Below are 22,369 nucleotides of genomic sequence, written 5' to 3'. Positions count from 1 at the left end.
GGGGTGAATTGACAGTAATGGGTTAGTGCAATCTAGTATTAATTCACCAGTTGCGTGTTTACTTTTTATACTTTGTAGTGACTAAGCGCTTTGTTTATTGATACTGCGGTGTCAGACGTAGTTTGTGCCGATTTCGATGTTTCTTCTACATAGCGTGCACTGTCTTGTGCAGACTCGCGTATGGTCTCAATATTTACACTCAGCTGTTCGGTTACCTGGCTTTGCTCTTCTGCCACACTTGCCATTTCAATATTCGTGTTGCGAATGCTATCAATTCTGTCGTTTAGATTCGTGATTTCGTTCGCGATACGTTCACACTGTGCTTCTACATCTTCTGATAATGTGGAGCATTCAGTAATTGAGGTATTAACTGAAACCACCGCATTTTGCACTTTAGAAATATTGCTCTGGATTTCTTTTATCGATTCTTGAGTTCTCACGGCCAGTTGTCTAACTTCGTCAGAGACCACCGCAAACCCCCGTCCATGTTCACCAGCCCTTGCCGACTCAATGGCCGCGTTTAGAGCCAGTAAGTTGGTTTGATCTGCAATGGCTTCAATAACAGAAAGTACACTGCCAATATTGCTAGAAAGTTGGGTGAGGTTGTCAGAATATTGAGCCGTTTCAACTAATGCAGCGCGTTGTTCTTTCGCTAAATTTGATGTATTTACCACTAAGTCTCGAGTAGAGCCTGCAACCCCTGTTATTTCTACCGAAAGGGTTTCGGCGGTAGCAGCGCTTTGCGCGACAGATTGCGCAGTGGCGTTAAGCTCTGCTATAGCCGTAGCCACCTGTTCAGTTTCCATTACTTGTTTAGATACTGCTTGATTAGAACGACCGGAAATATCGGAAAGCTGTACGCAACTCGCCGAAATTTGCTGAGTGGATTTTCTCGTTTCAAAGATTGTGGTCTGCAGTTTGTTTAACAGCTGGTTAAAGCTATTACCGATATCATTAATTTCCTCTGTGTGGCCTGTTGCAAACCGTTGCGTTAAGTCGCCATCATCGCCAGTTAAATCGCTTATACGTCTGGTTAGTGCATTAAGTGGAGTTGAAACCGTACGGTTAATCAGCCACACCAAAATAGCAATCAGTAGCGCAGAGGCGACAAAAAGTGAAACCAATAAAATACCTAATCTAGACATAACGCGAGTGGCTACTTCATCTTTAGAGTAGCCAATTGATAGGCTGTAGCGCCATGCTTCGAATGGATAAGACTGAATGTCCCAGCTTGAGGTTTCATTAGCATTGGCGCTAATTTCTTGTTCGCTAATATTGTCGCTATGAGCGCGAATTCTGCCTTTATCATCTTTAAGTACCACATAACCTTTAGATAACACACTGGCATTATTAATGGCTTTAGTCAGGGTACTGATATCTGCGCTATAGCCTACATAGAGAATGCCAATCACCTCGTTAGCGCTACTTATGATGGGGCGATAAGCAGTAATGTATGGCTTACCTAATATATCAACCTGGCCAGCAAAGGTTTGCTTACTGTTGATGGCTTTCATTGCCAAACCGCCTTTAGACAACAGCGTACCTGTTGCCCGTTGACCATTAGGCTTGGTTACATTGGTGGCTATTCTCTTATAGTCATCGCCTTCACGAACGAAAACGGTAGCAGTACCGTTAACTTGCCTAGTCACTTCATCCACAAGCGCATTTGAATCATTAATTAGAGTGTCACCAAAATACAACGAGGGAGTGGTAGCTGAGTTTTTGACAATTCTTGGTTCCCCTAGGCGCTGTGTATTGGCGACCAAGACATTCAGTGCAGCATCTACTTGCTGCTTCATTAAGCTGTCAGTGATATCTAGCAAGCCTAACAATTCGTGTTTTAACTCTTGCCGTTCCTCTATGGCTTGTTGCTCAATATCTGAATTGATTGAAAACCACAAATAGCTAGAGATAACTAGCCCAGTTATTGCCACCATTAAACTGATAGATTGAATTAGAATTTTGCGAATAGTTTTGGGCTTTGTTGCAGGGGGGGTCATAGTTGCCTCTTACATCTGAAATTACAATCAAAAAGCTATGTAGTTCACGTTTGTTTTCTGAATACTTCATGGTGAGTCGGTAAGCGTGTAAGTGCGATTGAACAAACTCATAAAGCTAATAATGCTGAACTTCTTTTAGCTCATACAGAAAATAGTGAATCAACCTTAAACGTTGTGCTTGATAGTAGTATAGACGAAAGTATAGTGCCCACCCATGTCTATTTCCTTGGCAAGTGTTTTGCTTTCTTTCATTTTGCTTAGCAATACAAACCCAGTGTCTTGCAGTGAAGCCTGAAAAAAACAAAACAGAACAAAACAAATCGAGGAATGGGCATGGTGAACAATAAACTAAAACGCCGAGCGTTTATGCGAGGTATTGGCGCAGGTACGATAGCTGCATCACTTGCCGGGTGTGCTACATCATCAAACAAAACCCCAACAAACCGCGTGTTTCAGCGCCCGTTTTCTCGAAAGCCTATGGTAGCCCCGAAAATCTCCGCTAATAACATTGTGACTGAAATTGTGGGGCATCGCCCTTACAGGCCCGAAGGTTTTGTAGTGAAAAGCGAAGCATTTGGGAATAAAACATTAGTGCACAATTACGGGCATGGGGGCGGTGGTATTTCCCTATCTTGGGGCTCTTCGGCACTGGCAGTGAATGAAGTTGCTAATGTTGAAACCAAAGAAGCGGCTATTATCGGTAGCGGGGTCATGGGGTTAACCACCGCGCGCTTACTACAAGAAGCGGGCTGGAAGGTGACTTTGTACACCAAAGCGATGCCTCGCTTTACCACCTCGCAAGTGGCAGGTGGAGAATGGGGCCCATACAGTGTGCACGACCCATTAATATCTAGCAGCGTGTTTAAAACCCAATTGCAGCAAGCAGCAAAAATAGCACACAGCACCTTTGCGAAGATGGTGGGGAAGGATTACGGCATTCAATGGAAAGAGCTATATACCGCCGGAAATAAAAAGCCAGAAAGTGAAGGGGGTTTTAGACAATATTACCCTTACACAAAGGTGTATGGCCCAGAGCAGCACCCATTTCCAACCGATTACTGCACATCATCAGCCACCATGTTGGTGGAAACCACCACATTTTTAAGGCGCTTAGTGACTGATATTCGATTATCGGGCGGAGAATTTGTGATACACGAATTTACCAGTCAAGACGATATTCACTCATTAGCTGAGCCCATTGTTTTCAACTGCACTGGTTTAGGCTCAAGAGCATTGTTTAACGATGAAGGTATTATGCCAGCCAAAGGCCAGTTGGTATTGTTACCACCAGACCCCGCGGTTGATTACCTCACGGTAGGTGGCGGTTCAGACGTTTTATACATGTTCTCTAGAAACGACTATATGATATTAGGTGGAACCTTTAAGCTAAACGATTGGACTACCGAGCCCGATCCTATCGAGACGGCAAGGATCATCAGCGAAAGCCAAGCTTTCTTCTCTTCTATTACTTAAGAAGAACCGCTAGCAAGCACGCGAAACTTGATTTCGTGAGTCGATATCGAGAACATAAACAGAAATATGCAGTTTGAAATGACTCGCTAAAATTAAACATCTAGATTTGGAAAATACGTGAAATTCACAAGTACTTTACTGCTTATTTTGATAGTAAGCGGCTGTCAGGTTCATCAAAATGCGCAAAAACACAGCCAAAACCTAAAGCAGGTTCAGCAAAACATTCAAACATCAACAAGTACTGTGTCACCGGCTTTTGAACTTATTACCTTAGGTGACACGGGCGGTATTGAAGATGGAAACCTAAGTTCGTTTTTATTACGCAGCATAGAAGACGAGAACTTTATTAGCTTAGACGCAGGCTCTTTAGTGAACGGCATTAACGTGGCGCTCGAAAACAATGCTTTTGATAGCTTAACTACCTCACCCGACCCTGCGTTAAACCCAAATGGTAATATTCTACATCATCATGTGAAAGCCTACTTGCTTAGCCATGGGCACCTTGACCACGTCGCTGGGCTTTTGATTGCATCCCCGGATGATAGCAGCAAGCCTATTTATGCGCTTTCGTCGGTAAATCAAACCATGAGCGATACTTATTTTAATTGGCAGGCATGGGCCAATTTTACCAACCGTGGCATCGCGCCAATGTTAAATAAGTACGATGTTATCGACTTAGCGCCCGAGGAAACGGTAGAAATTAAAGATACGGCCCTTACAGTAACGCCGTTCAGCTTAAGCCATCCGTTAGAGTCCACCGCATTTGTGATTGAGCACAATAACGATATGTTTGTGTATTTTGGTGATACCGGGCCAGATGAAGTAGAAAAGCAAGGAAAGCTAGATGCAGTGTGGCGTTATCTCGCAAAGCAAATGCAGCATAAAACCCTTCGAGGTATTTCCATTGAAGTCTCGTTCGACAACACACGGCCTGACAATCTGTTATTTGGCCACCTCACGCCTAAATGGTTGATGCAAGAGCTCACCAAGTTTCATGCGTTGGTGGAAGACAAAGAACAACTTAGCAATATGAAGGTTATCATTAGCCACATAAAATACAGCTTGAAGAGAGGCACAGATCCGCGAGCTGTTATTGCACAAGAATTAGAAAGTGCTAATGCACTAGGCTTTAACTTTATATTAGCGAAACAAGGGCAAGTGCTCGCGTTATAAAATGATTTTTTGACTAAATGGTCAATATTTTTATGGAGAGCATTGTTGTTTCAGTTCTAACTCGGTATAAAAGAGTATTACTTGCACCTAGGTCTAAGAATTGAATCGACTTTTACTTACCGCAATAGCGTTCGTTAGTTACATGATAATGTCGGGGTTACTCACTCAAATTGGCGTTATTTTGAATGCTGTATCGTCTTCGCTGAATGCCACGCCGGCAGCAACCGTTGGCGTGTTTTCTTGGCTAACTGGCGGCGCGCTGTGCGGTACATTCGCATCACTATTCTTGTACGCTCGCCATTCACTGAAGCAAGTACTCATTGCTAATTACACGCTGTTTTTGGCGATTATGCTGGTATTGGTCGTGGTAGCGCCTACTACCTATTGGCCGCTTGCAATATTGCTTTGGGGGCTTGGAGTAGGCTGTGGTTGTGGCCTTGCTGGTGGGGCGGTTGTTTTATCCAAGACTTATCATGAAGCAAAAAGAGCTTCGGCATTTTTAGCCACCGACTGCGCGTTCAGTGCCGCGGGGTTTATCTTTCCCTCTTTAGCCGCCGTAATCATTGCCGCTCAAATAGATTGGGTTTATAGCTATGGGGCTGTGGGGGCGTTGGCACTAGTACTTTGGGCAACCTTATTTTTTGTTCGCTTTCCTGCCACTGAGGCCGACGATACTAATGCGGCATCGGCATTGTCACAATTTAAACGGGTATTGACCCCTAGGGTGTGTTTAATTGCCTTGGGCGTTTGTGCTTATTTAATTGCCCAAACTACGTTTCTTACTTGGTCTCCAAATTACTTACAACACACGTTCGGGGTAAGCGAAAAAGTATCGGCGCAGGCCGTTGGAAATTATTGGGGTATGTCTATTTTCGGATTAATTACCGCCGCTATTTTCGTGAATAAAATTCCGCAGCGCTCGTTATTGATGTTGGTAACCGTGTTAGCAAGCCTGATCACTTTCACATTTATGCTAGCTTCCTCTGCGGATTGGTTTTTATTTACTAGCTACCTATTTGGGTTTACCACAACCTGCATATATAAAATTGCGATATCTGTTGGTTCTCAGCAACTAGCGTCAGCGCCCGCCGTGCTCGTCACCTTTTTGCTATTTAGTGGCAATGTAGGCAGCACAATTGCACCCATTTTATCTGGTTGGGTGGTGCAGTTATTTGGCGTACAAAGCGCAATTATTATGACATGGGTTGGCTATACCTTTGTGGCGCTTGTGTTTGGTTTTTGTTTATTGTTGGAAAAACGTGAGCTGCGTGCCCACGCGTAAGGAATTAAAAATGGAAAAGATTATTTTTGATACCGACCCAGGTATTGATGACGCTATGGCGATTTTATTTGCCCAGGCAAGTGCCGATATTGATTTGCTGGCTATTACAACCGGCTTCGGTAATGCGAATATCGACACCGCCACGCGTAATGCCTTGTACCTTAAAAAGCGCTTTAATTTAAGCGCAGATGTGGCCCGTGGTGCAAAAGAGCCGTTAGTTATCCCGGTAGATGAGCCTGCCGATTTTGTTCATGGTGATAACGGCTTGGGTAACGTTGATATTGATGAAACTGAGTTACCGAGTGAAGTGTCACTTGCCGCTCACGATTACATTATTGAAAAGGTGAAAGCCAGCCCCGGTGAAATTACGTTAGTAGCGGTAGGGCGTATGACTAACTTAGCGCTGGCACTTCGAAAATGCCCTGAAATTATTAATATAGTGAAGCGTGTGGTGATTATGGGCGGTGCGTTTGGTTACCATGGTAATACAGGCAACGTGACCCCATATGCCGAAGCCAATATTATAGGCGACCCGCATGCCGCAGACGAAGTGCTTACCGCTGACTGGCCGGTAACCGTAGTAGGGCTAGATGTCACTAAAAAGGTGATAATGAGTAACGATTACTTGGCACGCCTTGCTGAGTGTTCGCCTACATATGGGCCTTTTATTTATGACATCACCCGTTTTTACGCTAACTTTCATCAACAAACAGACCAAGTTGATGGCATATACGTACACGACTCATCAGCCATTATGCAGGTGATAGCACCAGAGCTTTTTGAAACCGTTGAAGGGCCTATTCGTGTGATCACAGAAGGCCCTGCCATAGGCCATACAATGCAAAAAACGGTAGCAAAGCGTTTTCCTATCGATGAGTGGGCAGATTGTCCAGCGCAATCGGTTTGTTCAGACGTGGATGTAGATGCTTATTTGGCTAAGTATAAAGACATACTTAGCCAAGCCGGCTTTTGATTAACGGGTTGCTAAGTTACCTAACAAGTTTCTAGATTAACTCACGAGTTGCGCCGCCACTGCCCGGTGGCGCGCCATTAGGGTTTGGGTATCTAACCCAATAATTTGCCCTTCTTTTACCCGCCATTTTCCGCCAATCATTACCTGTTCGGCTTTATCTGCGCCACATAGTAGCAGCGCAGAGATAGGGTCGTGACTGCCACTAAAACGTAGCTCATCGAGTTTGAAAAAGGCCAGGTCGGCTTGTTTGCCCACCGCTATTTCACCTATGTCACTACGGCCTATAAGCGATGCAGAACCTTTAGTCGCCCAGCCTAGAATTAATTCTGGGGTAATTTTCGCTGCACCATATTTTAAGCGCTGTAAGTAAAGTGCTTGGCGGGCTTCATACATCATGTTCGATGCATCGTTAGAGGCAGAGCCATCTACGCCTAAGCCAATAGGCGAACCGGCTTCAATCAGTTCAAGGGTAGGGCACATGCCAGAGGCCAAGCGCATGTTTGAAACCGGACAATGCGTTATGCCTGTACCGGCCGCACCCAAACGGCGAATTTCATCTTCGTTAAAATGAATACCATGAGCCAACCATGTTCTATCGCTTAACCAGCCCACACTTTCTAGATAATCGACGGTACGCATGCCAAACATCTTTAAACAGAAATCTTCTTCATCTAGCGTTTCAGCTAAATGGGTGTGTAAACGCACGTCTTCATCTTTCGCCAGTTGTGCGCTGTCGGCCATAATTTCTCGAGTAACAGAGAAGGGAGAGCAAGGTGCTAAGGCTATTTGCATCCACGCGCCATCACCACGCTCATGGTAGGTGTCTATTAGCCGTTGACTGTCTTTAAGTATTGCATCACCACTTTGCACGGTGTGCCTAGGAGGCAGGCCACCTTCATCTTCACCCAAGCTCATTGAACCGCGAGTAAGCAGGGCGCGCATGCCCATACGTTTTACTGAGTCTACTTGTACGTCTATGGCATCTTCCATGCCGGTAGGGAATAAATAGTGGTGATCGGTAGTGGTAGTACAGCCAGACAGTAATAATTCAGCTAACGCCACATCGCAGGCTAGCGACAACGCATTCGGGGTAAGTTTTGCCCAAACCGGATATAAGGTTTTAAGCCAAGGAAATAACGGCTGATTAACCACAGGTGCCCATGCGCGGGTGAGGGTTTGATAAAAGTGATGGTGCGTATTAATCAGCCCCGGAAGCATCACCAATTGAGAGGCATCTTCTGTTTCATCAATAGGCGTTACTGGTGTTTGACCAGCACCAACAAGCTCAACGATTTTGCTGCCTTGGACCACAATGCCGCCTGCGGCATCTAACTCGTTACCCGTAAAAACAGCTTGCGGGTTTTTAATCCAAAGTGCTTTAGATGTAGATGATGGCTTATCTTGAGGTTTATTTTGAGGCTTAAACAAGGGCGATAATTCAGACATAACTTGGCTCCATAAAATAATAAAAATTAAAGATGCCAGCTCAGTTATGCCCTGTCTGCTGATCCAGGGGGCGTTTGTTGTTACAAGTCTTTGCTAATTAACACTGCTAATAAACAAAGACTATCAACGATTAACGCAATGTAGAATTGTAATGCTAATGCATTTTAGGTTCGATTTAAAGCGCTTCTGCGAGGGGATAATTGTACTGTTGTGGTATTACGCTAAACTTCATTTTAACTGTTACACTAAAAGCAGCAGCTTAATGAAGAGATGGAAACCACATGCCCGATAATAAATTTAGACTAGTTACTCGAAGCGATTTTGATGGATTAGTTTGTGCCGTGCTATTGAAAGATTTAGATCTCATCGATGATATTTTATTTGTGCACCCTAAAGATATGCAAGATGGCAAAATAGACATTACTGAGAATGACATAACCACTAATCTGCCTTATGTGGCGGGTTGTCATATTGCGTTTGATCACCATCTTAGTGAAACAGTTCGAAACGCGAGTGACATTAAAAATCATGTAATCGACCCTGAGGCACCTTCTGCTGCGCGAGTGGTATATGACTATTACGGCGGCGCAGAAAAGTTTCCCAGTATTTCTGTTGATATGATGGAAGCCGTAGATAAAGGAGATGCCGCGCAATTTTCCGAAGAAGAAATACTAGAACCAACCGATTGGGTGTTGATGAACTTCATCATGGATGCCCGAACTGGTTTGGGGCGTTTCCGTGATTTCAAAATCTCGAACTATCAGTTAATGATGAAATTAATTGATGCTTGTAAAGATCACAGTATTGAAGAAATTTTGGAAATGGAAGATGTTGCCGAGCGTGTAGCTTTGTATCACGAGCACAATGAGCTAGCGAAAGTGCAATTGGCCAAATGTGCAACCGTTCACAAGAACCTTGTGGTGCTCGATTTAACCGAAGAAGAAACCATTTACGCGACCAACCGTTTTGTGATTTATGCGATGTATTCCGATTGCAATATCTCAATTCACAAAATGTGGGGCCTTAAAAAGCAAAATGTGGTTTTCGCTATTGGTAAATCAATCACCAACCGCACTTCAAATACAAACGTCGGTGAACTATGCCTTAAGTACGGCGGTGGTGGCCACTTGAATGCCGGTACGTGCCAAGTAGAAACTAGTAGAGCGGAAGCTGTTCTAGACGAGATAATTGACACTATCACTTCAGATGGTTAATCCATACTAATAAAACCTCGGTAGGGGTGTTGTTAAAATCATTGGCAACACACCCTGACTTTTCCCTCGAATACATATCTATAAAAACAAACAATCCAATATCTGGTTACCGCTTATTGCATACCTATCTAGCTGTGTTTACTCTATTTTAACAATTGAGTGTAATGACTGAGATAGGAAGTAAGTATGAATTTTGCTGAATTTGCTGCATCACGTAAAAGTGTACGTGGTTTTACCAAACAAGCTGTCACTAAAGAAACCGTGGATGCCATTATTAACGCAGCGAAATGGGCTCCTTCGTCTTACAACACCCAAACGTGGAAAATACATGCAGTGGCGGGTGATGTGCTTGATAAAATTCGTGAAGGTAATACTGAAAGAACATTAGCCGGTACGCCGTACGTCAGAGATTTCCCTTACAAAGAAGACTATGACGGCGTTCATAAGCAACGTCAGCGTGATGTTGCCATGCAGCTATTCGATGTAATGGGCATAGCCAGAGAAGACAAAGAAAAACGTATGGATTGGATGATGCGTGGTTTTAGGCAGTTTGATGCGCCCGTGTCATTGGTATTAACTTACGATAAAGCCCTAGAGCCTGCAGGTATCACGCAATTTGGTTTAGGCTCTTTAGCTTACGGTATTGTATTAGCAGCTTGGGATTTAGGGCTTGGTTGCGTAATTAACGGCCAAGGCATAATGCAATCTGATGTAGTGCATAAACATGCGCAAATACCAGACTCTGAAGCCATTATGATTTGTATTGCGCTAGGGTACCCAGATGAAAACTTTGCTGCTAACGAGGTAAGGTCGGTACGTGCCGACAACGAAGAATTCGTCACGTACCACGGTTTTTAGTTCTAAATAAAACGTAAATTACGTCTCTAGCTAATCTTTGACGGCCAGCAATTGACGAGTAGCAATCGGCGGTTAATCTTCGTTAGTAATTACACCGTAGGCCGCCGTTCCCCATAAAGGTACTGTCGACAAGCTATGTTTATAACTTCCTGATGTTTCTTTTGTAGAATACGAAAGATACATCAAGGTTTGTGACTTGGCGTCGAATATGCGTCTTACTTTCATGTTCTTGAAGAAAATGCTCTTCGATTTTCTGAAAATGATGTCGCCCGAATCGGATTTGTCGATATCTCTTAGCATTTGAGCGGTAATTTCACCGGTTTGACGACAAGCTATAGAGCTATCGGAAGGGTCTGACACATCTAAATTCGCTTCAATACTAGAGATATGGCAAGTCACGCCTGTTACGATAGGGTCTTGCATGGCGTCTAACTTAATATCTTTTGTGGTGAATACGCCTAACGACACATCTCCTACTTCATTATCGCTGCACGCGGCTAAGCTGGCTACCGCGACCATCACGGCAATTATCTTTTTCATTTTTATATCCTTTTAAAGCACGTTCTAATAGTGCATCTACCACTAATACGGTATTCACTTAAAAAACGATTTTTTATTCCCAAATGATACAAGCACTCTAGCATAGGTGGTGCATCGTTTTATTGATTCACTTAAGCTTATTCACAATCAGCTCTGCCACCTGATCACAAAAATCGAAACCTGAATAGTCTGGGTTGAACCCACTAATATACGGCACAGCCATAACAAAGTAGCGCTCGTTAAGACTACCGTTGGCTAAAATGGGTTGAAAGTCATCGTTAATAGCAAAACCACCTGTTTCTAAATAGTATTCGTTGTTGGAGCCTTTGCATACGCTATTAGGGGTCTCTGCTAGATGCTTTTTACCTTGATACTTATCTTTAAACCGCACTTTAGCGACTAATGGCTCGGCATCTGCAAACATAGATTTAAAGGGGAATACGTCTATTGGCAACGACTTCTGCCCAGTGCAATCGATAAAAGTTTTATATGTTTCTAAAGTAGGCTTGTTGTCCTCGTCCTTATAATGAAATTGAAAATCGCCATCACCTTCAATTTCTAAGCGACTGCTGCTATCAACAGCAATGATATCGAGTACGCCGCTTTCATGTAGGGCAAGTAATTGGGCCGCGGACGATTGCGGAATATTCGCAATCATAAGGCCAATAAGAGGCAGAAGATGATTGCGTAGTCGTAGTGTATCTTCTGCACTAAAGTACTTAGCGGGGTGGTTTATCGTGAAGCTTAATAATGCGAGGGCTTCTTTCCATTGTAATGTGCTCTGTTGCTTAATCGACTGCTCAGCTTGCAGGTACTCAATTTTAAATAAGGTGAAGGGCTCATACGCTTTACGAGAATCAAGCATCCATTGGCAAAATGACTCTATGTTTTTGTTCGCTATTTTTTGATAAAAAACAGCGTCCAGTTTATTTAATGCCGCTTTGAAGTTTTGCTCAAAAATAAAATCTAAACTCAAGAAACCATCGTTATCAGCCCTATGTTGAGCAATTTCTTGCTCGCTTAGCATGCCTTCATCAGACACTAGCGGGTCGTCTAAGTGAAAGCGAATATTCGGCAATAAGCCCTCTAACGAATGCATGATTATTTTGAAATTTGGTACGTCGTCGAATAAACGATATTTTAGTTGGTCATCAGTTTGATAAAACTCACCATTAGCTTCGCTTAACGTACGAATTGCATCAATAGCAGTAAGGGAACTGCCTTTAAGCGCTATTGTATGGTTATATTTTTGCTGCAACTTAGTGGGCGGATAGGGAGAATCAAAATACCCTTTTACTTTGCCTTCGTGGGTTTTGGGCCAAATGTGACCAGTGCAGATCACCACTTTATCGAATCCGGTTACCCACCCGTTGTCAGTTAATATATTGATACCAGTGTGGCTCTCGCTGGTTATCGGCTCAGGGCTGTTTTGACGCTCAGGGCTGTGATTACGCTCAGGGCTGCTTCCACGCTCAGGGCTGTGATTACGCTCAAGGCTATTACTACGCTCAAGGCTGCTTTCATCTGCAGTGGTGGGTTTAATGTCCAAAACGTTGCACTGAAGATGCACGTTCACGTGTATCCCTGCTGCACGGCATCTGCCAATTAACTCACAAAATTGGGCCTGTAAATATTCCCCAAAGAGCAATCGGGGCACCACGTGTTTTTCATGCAGTTTAGTTTTTTCAATTTGATATTTCGCGAGGTACTCTGTGCTTTGCTGACGCAACCATTCAAGCAGGGTTTCATCAAACGGAGCCAATTCATCAGATGAAATATTGGTAATATGTTCCCACGACGCCCCATCTTTACTGTAAGGCATGCCTTTGCCTAGGGCGGTATTTCGCTCAAAGATATCGAAGGTTAAGTGAGGCGATGCTCTGCCAGTTACACTATCGTTATCATCCAGTTGCTGAAAACAAAAGCGCAATGCTTTTTTTAGAATAGAAAGGGCGCTGGGGCCGCCACCAATTAACGCAATCCTTGTTTTTGTCATCATCATCCTACCCTTAATAAAGCACGAACAAAGCACGCTATTTATTAGAAACGTATTATCTCCACGGTGTTGTTGAACCTGTACTTCAAGCACCCAACACAGGCTATTCACATCGGCAAACACGGGGAATAAGTTAGCTAGTCATCATAAATAAGCAGGTTATATGCCTTATTTTCAAGCTGCACTGTACTGACTTTTAACTCGGCTGTAGGGGGGCGGTTAAAAAGTACTGATTTATATCAGGGTTGAATCTGGTTTCAAGGTTCTATATTGAATAGTCGGAGGATGTTACGTGGTGGATTACTGATTTATCGGCAACGCAATTTCAACCCGTAAACCACCATCGGCAGGGCGAGTCATTTGTAATCTTCCACTATGTTTTTCAATGGCTTTTTTCGCAATGCTCAGCCCTAGTCCGAATCCTGATGTATGCATTTGGTTGCCTGCACGGTAGAAAGGTTGAAGCAACTTTTCTATTTCCTCACTATCAACACCAGGACCATGGTCGCGCACGGTAATTACAGCCGTGTTACTCCGTTTTTCCGTGCTCACCTCAACCAATTCACCGCGAGATGAATATTTACAGGCATTGCCAATAATGTTTTCCAGTGCCTGATGAAGGGCTTCTGCATAACCCGAAATTGTTACATTGGGCTCGCAGTTAAGGGTTAGTGGAATGCCCGGGTAATGCACTGCCATATCATCGGCTATACGTTCACACAGGGCGTTAATATCGCACGCTTCTGGGGTTGGGTTACCTTTTTCTAACTTTGAATAATCCAAAATCTGTTGAATAAGTGCATCCATACGAACGCAATCATTATGAATTTGCTTTACGTGACGACTATCTGGCGTGTGCTGCTCAATAATGGCTGCTGATGCTTGCAAACGAGCCAGCGGCGCGCGAAGTTCATGAGAAACATCATGCAACAGTTGTTGCTGATTGGTGGCAGCTTGATGCGTTTTATTGACCATAAAGCTAATATCGGCAGCTAAGTCGCCCAGTTCATCACCACGAGTCAGAATGGCGTTAGGCAGCGTAGCAACTTCTTGTTGGTCGGCATAACGGCGACTAAACGCACCTAAGAAGTTAATAGGGCGTACGATCCCCCAACTTAATAGCGCACTGACAATAGCAGAAGCTATAAAGATAAAAACGAACTGCAATGATTGAAACCGGTAAAGTACTTGTTTATAAATGCGAGGCGCTTCTGGTAAACGGGTTTCAACGCGATAGGGCAGTGCAGATAGGCCATAAACTAATTTTACTGTGCGATCCCTTTGAGGCACCTTATTCATACGATAGTGATAGATGGTTCTACCCGTGTTATCTGATATCTGCATAGCAATGAGATCGCTACGATGTCTGACATTATGGCTTATCCAGTCTTTTATCTTGCCTTTGGGTACGTTCCCGCTAGCTAAGTCTTGCTCATAACGCCATACAATGCGCTCGGCTTGGCTAATTACACCATTAAAGTAACGCTGACTATATTCATCAGACGTGTATTTGCTAACCAGTACATATCCCGTGGCAGTCATCACGAGTAAGCTAGCTACCCAGAATGTAAGGAATATTCGCCAAAACAGGCGTTTAAACCCAAACGTCTGTTTTATTGAATGCCAAACCTCTGAACGTTTCATGCTATACCTTACTGTTGTGCTGGTGGGGTTAGCATTTGATAACCCACACCACGAACCGACTTAATCACGTCGTTTATACCTACCGCAGTCAGCTTCTGGCGTATTCGGCTTACGTGTACATCCATGGCACGGTCATAAGCTTCAAGCGGCCGATTGAGCACTTCTTCTGTCATTTCTTGTTTTGTGATGGTTTGCCCAACGCGTTCCATTAACAAGCTTAGCGCATTGAACTCTGCGCCCGTTAAAGGCAGGGGAGTGTTATCGACAAGCGCCGTTCTAGCGCCGCTATCAAGCACAATGCCGTGAAGTTCAGCATGCACAACCGTTTGGGTTGGCGCATTGCCATTTTGGGTCCGGCGTATAATGGCGCGAATACGCGCGCCAAGTTCACGCGGGTTACAAGGCTTCGCTAAGTAATCATCGGCACCCATTTCTAAGCCAAGAATTCTATCTATGTCATCACCACGACCGGTAAGCATAAGAATAGGCGTCTGTTTTTTAGCGCGCACATTTCGCAATACATCTAGGCCTGACATACCGGGCATCATAATATCTAACACTACCGTATCGAACTCATCGCTTTGCAATAAGCGGGCAACGGCGGCATCGCCACTATTTAAGGTTTCAACTGCAAAGCCATCGGTTTGCAGGAATTCACTAAGTAGCGCGCAAAGTTCTGCGTCGTCATCCACCAGTAAGATTTTGTATTTTTCATTTTCCATAAAATAGAGATTAACCGTTTTATTTTGAGGACTTTTCAACTTTACCGAACTTTACACTAGCTTAACCCTACTTATCGAATCGTTTATGCATACTTAGCTCCGTTGATGAAACAAAACTGATGAAACAAAACGTTTCCCCATGTCATGCAGCATCATGACCAAAACAAGTAGGAATATTAAGATGAAAAAATTAATTGCCGGTGTTTTATTGAGTGCATGTATCGCCACTACTGCTTATGCAGGTGGTAAACATTCTGATGATCGTAAAGGTCCTGACTTCTTCCCCATACACAAAATGACGAAAGTGCTAGATTTAACTGACGAGCAGCAAGATGCGCTAAAAGCACTGAAGGCTGAACTTAAAGCGGAGCGCAAAGCAAACCGCCCAGAGAAAGGCAGCGAAGATTCGTTCAGAGCGCAATTTAAGGCACTCGATCCGTCAGACGCTAATTACGAGCAAGACCTAAATGAACTTGCAAACCTAAAAGCCGAAAAAGCGAAAGCACGTTTCCTTAAAATGGCCGATGTACGTGTCAAAGTAAGCGAAATTCTAACCGACGAACAGCTAGAAAAGTTCGAATCGATGAAAGAAAAGCGTGGCAAGCGCGGCGACAAGCGAGAAAGAAACAGTTAGTCGTAACATAGACAATTGTTTTTAATAAAAGCCCCCGCAGTTGGAAAGCCCAACGAGCGGGGGCTTTTTCGTTGACGGCTTTCTATATTCAGTAAAATAAAACTCGGTGTTTTTATTATTGCAGTGTCGTAGGTTGTTGAACTTGCGCGTAGGTGAAAATAGATGAAGGCGCCTTGGCAACCTTTTCTAGTGCCTTTCGGTCTGTGCTTGATGGAATAGACGTTAAGCCCATCCATGTGTTGCGGCGATTATTTTTCGCGCCATAAAGCGCGGTATCAGCAAAGCCTATTGTGGTTTGCCAATCAAAAATATCATAATGCTGTTGAGAAAGCGGGTAAGCCGCATAGCCAATTGAACAGGTAACATGCCTTTGTGTACCTTCTGAAAGTTGGAACGCGCGTGAACCTACAATATCCACTACTCGCTCAGCCATCACATAGGCATCTTCTCTAGGGGTGTTATGGACGACGACAAGAAACTCTTCACCTCCCCAGCGTATAAGGTAATCAGTTTCACGAAATATATGCTTTAAGCGATTTTGAGTTTCTACTAAAACCTTATCACCAGCCTGGTGTCCATAAGTATCGTTGATGTTTTTAAAGTGGTCTAAATCGATAACGAAGAACAGTATGTCGTGCTGGTTTTTGGGAATAGAATAGGTTTGTGCACAGTTTTCGTAATAACGCTGCACGAGGGCAATGTCGCGCTCAATGTGTTGTGCTAAATAGCGTCTGTTGTGTAACCCGGTCAGGGGATCAGTCAAGCTAGCCTCTTTCAGTGCTGTGGCTTGCTCTTTTAGTTGTTTATTCGCGGCCAACAATTCAGCCGTTCTCGCGTTTACGAGCTTTTTTAAAAATGCCTGACGTTGTCTATGGTGTCTTACTCCCAATAAATGACCTAGGTAGACGGCGATACATAAAAATACAATAGCCACAAATTTTGCTAGCAGGGTTTGATACCACGCTGGCATAACAAGTAACTGCCGATGCAATGCATTTTTTTCCCACAAGGTCCCATCGTAAGAGTACTCAATTTGCAAAGTATAGTCGCCAGGTTGTGGCATAGTAATAACGGCTAAACGTTGCTCAGCATTTGCCTGAACCCAGTTTCCATCCAATCCTAATACGCGATAGCGATAGTGGGTATGTTCAGGGGTAAGATAATCAAGCGCGGCAAATTCGAAAGTAAGTCGTTTTGCTAACGGAGGAACGGTTAAATCAGTCGCAGTTAGCCCCAGTGATTCAATGCTATCGTCCTGATTAACCAACGTTATATCAGTAAGCACTATGGGCACAGTCGGCCTCGAAAACGTAAAATTAGCACTGTCAATAATGGTTAAGCCGTTAACGCCCCCAAAAACAATGTCGTTCTCACCTGTCGTTGTCGCCGCTGAATGTGCATAAGGCGCATTGGCCATACTTGGTGCGGTAGCTGCGCGGGTGACATCAAAGGTATTGCGGTTTATTGCCGCAATGCCTCGAGTCGTACTCACCCAAATATGATCTGCATTTTCTCCTGCGATAGCAGCAATATTATTGCCAGGTAAGCCATTAGCGCTCTCTATTTGAATCCAATCAGCTTGTTGAGGTTTAACAAATACACCTGCAGAGCCCGTTCCGACCCAAAGGTAACCTTTTTCGTCAACGAATAAACTTGATATATATTGTTGTTTTAAAATGGGGTGAGTAATTTGGGTTGTCGCTAAATTGATAGTTTGGCCCATGTGAATATCGCCCTTTACCAATCCTTGCCACGTGCCAATCCATAAGCGACTTTCATCAATGGCCAATGAGGCGATACGTCTCTCGTTAATACTGTTAGCAAATTCGATTTGTTTTTCTGTACCCTTGTGTCGCACCCATAAGCCGTCTGTGCCGCCTAGCCACAAACTCGTCTCGGTCGATAAAAAAGCAGTGGTAAATGTTGAAGGGTTACGTATACCGACTGCCAGTGGAAAGTTTTGTTTAGTGGCAGAGTCAATTTTCACTGTTGCAAAGTTGCTTGAAGCATATACATCTCCATTTTTAGCGGCATGTAAGGTTTCTACGGGATTTTCTGATGTTTCCCACAGCTGCCCTGTTTTGCCATTTATAGGAGATAGTATTTCGATTCCGGCGTTACCCGTGCCCACTAAAAGTTCGCCATCATGAGACTGCACCGAATGTACCTTTCGGTTACTCAAGCTTTTATCAACATTTGCACCACCAAAAATGTTAATTACGGATTGGTTATTAGCATCAAAAATGTTCAGGGTGTGCCCAGTGCCAATCCATACCAACCCCGTGCTATCGGTAAAGGTAGACCAAATGTTGTCGTCAGCAAGTGAGGCAGGTTGCAGTGGGTTATGCGAAAACTGGCGGATTTCATGAGTCTTAATATTCACTTCTATTAAGCCTTGGCCAAAAGTGCCAAGCAGCACCAAATCAGGTTTGATTTCGCTCATTGTGAAAAGCCAAGGCGATGTCGTGTTACCTAACGCGAATTGGCGAAACGGTGCATCGTCATTTTTGACAAACAAGCCTTTGTCGGCAGTTCCTACCACGAGGGAGCCTGAAGCGGTCGAAATAATACTACTGATACGAGGTTGCTTATAACTGCCAACGTCTACCAGTTGCAAAGAATGTTCTATGCCACTATTGGCGATATCAACAAGCGGTAAATGAAACAATCCTTGTTCAGAGCCAACCCACAACTGCTGCTTGTCATCTACATGAAGTGCGTGGATCCTCGCTCTATTAGGCAGTTCAAACCCCAATAGTTTTTTCGTTGTATCATTAAAAATGAACAAGGCTCTATCTGATGTAAAAGCAAAAATTTTATTCTTGGCAACCGAGGTGACGTTAAGGTGAAGGATTGATACTTTCGAAAGCAAACTTTCTTCATAAGCAAAGAGTTGAAGTTTTTCTTGGTGTAAACGGTAAAGGCCTTGTTGAGTGCCTACCCATACTTCACCATTGTCTGTAGCAAAGGTGGCTTGAATTTGCGGCGAAGGCGTATCGCTTTGCTTATTTTCAAATGTTACCGCTTTCAATGACTGGGAATCCCACCGCCATAATCCTTTGGAATCAACCAACCAAATAAACCCGTCTTTAGTTTCCAATACCGAAAGGATAGGGCCGTCAATGAGTGAGGTCTCGGCTAGAGGCGTATAAAACGTAGGCTGATGAAGCGTATGCCAGCTGGTGGTAGCTAAAACGGGGATACAGAAGAACAATGACAGCACCGATAAAGCGCGACACAAATTATAAACTCTAGTTAACAAAGTAGCGCACCACGTTAATCGTTACTATTAACCCAATGCATAGTGATGCACTAAATCATTTTGTATCTTGAGAATAAAGCGTTGTTATTCGTGTTGCAACGAGAAAGAAGCGGTAACAGAGTTAACGAAGGCTACATTGAATAGGCGCTGGTTTGCGTAAAGATTACACATCATCCGTTAAATCGTTACACCTGTTCAAATAAGGCGTTAATAATTAAACAATAGAAATTCTACTAATTCTTATTTTTCAGTTGGTTATAACGGGCTGGCTATTAGTGGTGCAAATAATGCTCCTCATAAGGTTAAGTCGTAATGCAAGCTCGTCTAACAATTCCACGTTTACGGGTTTCAGTCATACGAATTTTAAGCAGAGAAGGAGAACGCTATGAAAAAGCTTACATTAACCGCTGTGGTAGGTGCAGTCTCACTAGCCTTGAGCGCAAGTAGTTTCGCTGGTCATCATGAGGATGAAGGGAAAAAGATTATGATGAATAATCTTAAAACAGGCGAAGCTATCGGTAGCGTAATGGTAAGTAGCTACGATGATGATGGTGTGGTCTTTACACCGAAGTTATCAGGGCTTACACCAGGTATTCACGGTTTTCATGTACATGAAAACGGCGATTGTTCAGCAGCGATGAAAGATGGCAAAAAAGTGTTAGGCGGTGCTGCGGGTGGGCATTTCGACCCTGAAAATACGGGTAGCCACAGTGTACCTTGGTCTGAAGAAGGTCATGAAGGTGATTTACCAACCTTGTATGTTGACGAAAATGGTAATGCCACACAGCCTGTTTTCGCACCAGAATTAGAGCTTGAAGACATCGAAGGGCGTGCCATTATGATTCATGCCGGTGGCGATAATTACTCAGATTCTCCGGCCAAACTTGGCGGTGGCGGCGAGCGAGTGGCTTGCGGTGTAATCGGTAAATAGAGTACTGACACTGGTATTATCATTTAGTAACATTGTTAATTAAAGCGGCAGAAATGCCGCTTTTTTTGTGTTTGGGCTCTAGCAAAAGTTTAAGACGGCAAGCTTGAAAAGGAAAAGTTGGAGATCAGCAGGCTTGCGTTTTACTTCAATGCATTATTGAATACGGCTATACGCTGTTAAGGAGAGATAAGGTGTTTACAGATAAGTTCATGTCTAGTGTGCTAAAGCCAATATTAGCTGTATTAATAGTGATGGTCTCTACCAATGCTATGAGTGCAGATGACATTCCAGATGTTGTGGGGGAAATGAGTGGTGAAGCATTGCTTGCCCAGTATCCCGCCTTCATGGACGAATATAAGTCGTATCAACCTAGCGACGCTGAGATTAAAGCAGTATCTGCTATAGAAGACGATACGCTACTCATATTGTTTGGCGCATGGTGCCATGACAGTGAAAGGGAAGTGCCCCGACTTTTAAAAACACTAGATGCTAGTGGGTTAGATGTGCCTCAATTTACTTTATTCGCCGTGGATAGGAAAAAGAGCGATCCGGAAGGGGTGGCAGAAAAGCACAAGCTTAAATATACGCCTACCTTCATATTAATGCGCGATGGTGAAGAAATAGGGCGAGTGGTAGAGCGTGCAGAAACCAGTTTAACCCAAGATTTACAGGCGTTAGCGGCAGCGGCGGAGTGAAATAGCGGATAAAGAAGCGGCAGGCCTTCGTTAGCCTGCTGACTAATCCGCTATATTATTTTCACTAACCTAATTCAAGTGCTAAGCCCTAAAGCTACAATTGAATAGCGGCGTGAAGAAGACGACTACTTCAACGTGTACTCAAGGGTGATTTTCGTATCTAAAAGCTGCGAAACTGGGCAGTTATCTTTTGCTTCCTGAGCAATTTTAGCAAATTCATCTTCGGTAATACCTTCAACGCTAGCTTCTAGGCTTAACGCTGACTGGCTAATCTCATAACCATCGTCTGTCTTATCTAAACTGATTTTAGCGGTAGTATTTAACTCCCCGTCATCATAGCCTGCGCCCGATAATGCAAAAGATAAGGCCATGGTGAAACAGCTAGCATGCGCTGCACCTATGAGTTCTTCGGGGTTGGTACCTTTGCCATCTTCAAATCGTGTATTAAATCCGTAGGGTTGATTAGATAATGCGCCTGTCTCGGTAGAAATACTGCCTTTGCCTTGTTTGCCTAAAGGTTTGTATGCCGCACTGCCTGATTTAACTATGCTCATTTGCTATTTCCTTACGTTTTTGACCAAACTGGTTTTACAGTTTGAAGTTTAAAAACGTAACGATGCAAGTGCTCTGCCGTTGTTACTCATTTCCTGCAAGCCAAGACCATGCGGGCGATAGCGTCAAATTGATGATAGTAAGCGCCACTGGCGTAGTACGTTAATGGTGGTGTCATCACGTGTAGGTTACAGGGCTAAATGAAAATTTTACCTGCAATTATAATGAGACTGAAAATGAAAGTTTCTTAGGCTTAATCCGTTCTGTATTAGTGAACCGTATATTTTGTCTTCGATAATTAATTTTAAGGTTATTAATGAAAGCTTTTTTGCCCGCATTATTGTTAAGCACGTTTATCGCTGCCCCAATTGCCACTGCTGAGGAGACTGTTCTGGCTGGTGGATGTTTCTGGTGTATGGAATCTGATTTTGAAAAATTAGAGGGCGTAACCGATGTGGTCTCGGGTTTTACCGGAGGAACCGTGCCCAACCCTACTTATAACGGTAACCATAAAGGGCATTATGAAGCAGTGAAGATAACCTACGACGAAAGCAAAGTGTCGTATCGAGAAATACTCGACCACTACTGGGTGAATATCGACCCCTTCGATGCAAGAGGGCAATTTTGTGATAAAGGCCCCAGTTATTTGAGTGCCGTGTTTGTGGCTAATGAAGAAGAACGAGCCATTGCGCAAGGCACTAAAAATGCGGTAAAAGCGCAATTTCCAAATCAAACAGTGGTTACACCTATTTTAGATTCATCAACGTTTTATCCTATTAAAGGTGATGAGATAGGCCATCAGGATTTTTATAAGAAAAGCCCTGTGCGTTACAAGCTTTACCGCTGGAACTGTGGTCGCGATCAGCGCTTAGAAGAGATTTGGGGTGAGAAAGCGACGGGTAAGTCTTAGCAGTTTTCCTGTTGTCATCAATATTATGCAATGCTGCTGGTAACTTAAACACAGGTCTGCTTTG

At 43.7% G+C, this 22,369-nt stretch carries 18 protein-coding genes; 10 read left to right on the top strand and 8 right to left on the bottom strand.

Annotation, left to right across the window (positions count from 1 at the left end; genetic code table 11):
• Positions 1 to 65: 65 nt before the first annotated feature.
• Positions 66 to 2,000 (bottom strand): methyl-accepting chemotaxis protein, encoded by a 1,935-nt coding sequence (locus ALT761_RS12475; protein ID WP_129739113.1) that lies wholly within the window; start codon positions 1,998 to 2,000, stop codon positions 66 to 68.
• A gap of 333 nt (positions 2,001 to 2,333) precedes the next feature.
• Here ALT761_RS12475 and ALT761_RS12470 point away from each other — a divergent pair, with 333 nt between their 5' ends.
• From ALT761_RS12470 to ALT761_RS12455, 4 genes are all read left to right on the top strand, one after another.
• Complete coding sequence (locus ALT761_RS12470; protein ID WP_129739111.1) at positions 2,334 to 3,473, top strand: FAD-dependent oxidoreductase; 1,140 nt, start codon at positions 2,334 to 2,336, stop codon at positions 3,471 to 3,473.
• Positions 3,474 to 3,590: 117 nt separating this feature from the next.
• The gene (locus tag ALT761_RS12465) at positions 3,591 to 4,646 is read left to right on the top strand and encodes an MBL fold metallo-hydrolase (protein ID WP_129739109.1); all 1,056 of its coding nucleotides are present in this window, start codon (positions 3,591 to 3,593) and stop codon (positions 4,644 to 4,646) included.
• A 100-nt stretch (positions 4,647 to 4,746) separates the two neighbouring features.
• Positions 4,747 to 5,928 (top strand): MFS transporter TsgA, encoded by a 1,182-nt coding sequence (gene tsgA / locus ALT761_RS12460; RefSeq protein WP_197724979.1) that lies wholly within the window; start codon positions 4,747 to 4,749, stop codon positions 5,926 to 5,928.
• Positions 5,929 to 5,938: 10 nt separating this feature from the next.
• Positions 5,939 to 6,901: a nucleoside hydrolase gene (locus tag ALT761_RS12455; protein ID WP_129739107.1), complete on the top strand. Its 963-nt coding sequence runs from the start codon at positions 5,939 to 5,941 to the stop codon at positions 6,899 to 6,901.
• A 36-nt stretch (positions 6,902 to 6,937) separates the two neighbouring features.
• Here the strand turns inward: ALT761_RS12455 and ALT761_RS12450 are convergent, their stop codons facing one another.
• Positions 6,938 to 8,347 (bottom strand): 8-oxoguanine deaminase, encoded by a 1,410-nt coding sequence (locus ALT761_RS12450; RefSeq protein WP_197724978.1) that lies wholly within the window; start codon positions 8,345 to 8,347, stop codon positions 6,938 to 6,940.
• A gap of 281 nt (positions 8,348 to 8,628) precedes the next feature.
• On the opposite strand from ALT761_RS12450, the gene ALT761_RS12445 reads away from it, so the two are divergent.
• Together ALT761_RS12445 and ALT761_RS12440 are read left to right on the top strand one after the other, a co-directional pair.
• Complete coding sequence (locus tag ALT761_RS12445; RefSeq protein ID WP_126873009.1) at positions 8,629 to 9,561, top strand: exopolyphosphatase; 933 nt, start codon at positions 8,629 to 8,631, stop codon at positions 9,559 to 9,561.
• Positions 9,562 to 9,747: 186 nt separating this feature from the next.
• Positions 9,748 to 10,419 (top strand): nitroreductase, encoded by a 672-nt coding sequence (locus ALT761_RS12440; protein WP_126873010.1) that lies wholly within the window; start codon positions 9,748 to 9,750, stop codon positions 10,417 to 10,419.
• A gap of 72 nt (positions 10,420 to 10,491) precedes the next feature.
• On the opposite strand, the gene ALT761_RS12435 is transcribed toward ALT761_RS12440, so the two are convergent.
• The 4 genes from ALT761_RS12435 to ALT761_RS12420 form a co-directional block, all read right to left on the bottom strand.
• On the bottom strand, positions 10,492 to 10,959 hold the full coding sequence (locus ALT761_RS12435) for a CreA family protein (protein ID WP_126873011.1): 468 nt from the start codon (positions 10,957 to 10,959) through the stop codon (positions 10,492 to 10,494).
• Between the two features lie 127 nt (positions 10,960 to 11,086).
• Complete coding sequence (locus ALT761_RS12430; protein ID WP_129739105.1) at positions 11,087 to 12,958, bottom strand: FAD/NAD(P)-binding protein; 1,872 nt, start codon at positions 12,956 to 12,958, stop codon at positions 11,087 to 11,089.
• Between the two features lie 297 nt (positions 12,959 to 13,255).
• A complete protein-coding gene (locus ALT761_RS12425; RefSeq protein ID WP_129739103.1) occupies positions 13,256 to 14,599 on the bottom strand; it encodes a sensor histidine kinase in 1,344 nt (447 codons plus the stop codon).
• Between the two features lie 8 nt (positions 14,600 to 14,607).
• The gene (locus ALT761_RS12420; RefSeq protein ID WP_013783596.1) at positions 14,608 to 15,321 is read right to left on the bottom strand and encodes a response regulator transcription factor; all 714 of its coding nucleotides are present in this window, start codon (positions 15,319 to 15,321) and stop codon (positions 14,608 to 14,610) included.
• A 181-nt stretch (positions 15,322 to 15,502) separates the two neighbouring features.
• Between ALT761_RS12420 and ALT761_RS12415 the strand changes: the two genes are divergently transcribed.
• Positions 15,503 to 15,955, top strand: coding sequence for a Spy/CpxP family protein refolding chaperone (locus tag ALT761_RS12415; protein WP_013783597.1), 453 nt, complete (start codon positions 15,503 to 15,505; stop codon positions 15,953 to 15,955).
• A 115-nt stretch (positions 15,956 to 16,070) separates the two neighbouring features.
• Here ALT761_RS12415 and ALT761_RS12410 read toward each other — a convergent pair whose 3' ends face one another.
• Entirely contained in the window at positions 16,071 to 19,217 is a 3,147-nt protein-coding gene (locus tag ALT761_RS12410; RefSeq protein WP_129739101.1) for a ligand-binding sensor domain-containing diguanylate cyclase, read from the bottom strand.
• A 385-nt stretch (positions 19,218 to 19,602) separates the two neighbouring features.
• Between ALT761_RS12410 and sodC the strand changes: the two genes are divergently transcribed.
• Complete coding sequence (gene sodC, locus ALT761_RS12405; RefSeq protein WP_129739099.1) at positions 19,603 to 20,148, top strand: superoxide dismutase family protein; 546 nt, start codon at positions 19,603 to 19,605, stop codon at positions 20,146 to 20,148.
• A gap of 191 nt (positions 20,149 to 20,339) precedes the next feature.
• Positions 20,340 to 20,843, top strand: a complete 504-nt coding sequence (locus ALT761_RS12400) for a thioredoxin family protein (protein WP_129739097.1) — start codon at positions 20,340 to 20,342, stop codon at positions 20,841 to 20,843.
• A 125-nt stretch (positions 20,844 to 20,968) separates the two neighbouring features.
• Here ALT761_RS12400 and ALT761_RS12395 read toward each other — a convergent pair whose 3' ends face one another.
• Positions 20,969 to 21,397: an OsmC family protein gene (locus ALT761_RS12395; protein ID WP_013783601.1), complete on the bottom strand. Its 429-nt coding sequence runs from the start codon at positions 21,395 to 21,397 to the stop codon at positions 20,969 to 20,971.
• Positions 21,398 to 21,711: 314 nt separating this feature from the next.
• On the opposite strand from ALT761_RS12395, the gene msrA reads away from it, so the two are divergent.
• Positions 21,712 to 22,305, top strand: a complete 594-nt coding sequence (msrA, locus tag ALT761_RS12390) for a peptide-methionine (S)-S-oxide reductase MsrA (protein ID WP_129739095.1) — start codon at positions 21,712 to 21,714, stop codon at positions 22,303 to 22,305.
• Positions 22,306 to 22,369: the final 64 nt, after the last annotated feature.

This window comes from Alteromonas sp. 76-1 (genome assembly GCF_900654235.1).
GTDB lineage: Bacteria > Pseudomonadota > Gammaproteobacteria > Enterobacterales > Alteromonadaceae > Alteromonas > Alteromonas naphthalenivorans.
The sequence above is the reverse complement of the archived record's forward strand: the minus strand, read 5'-3'. Positions and strand labels throughout refer to the sequence as shown.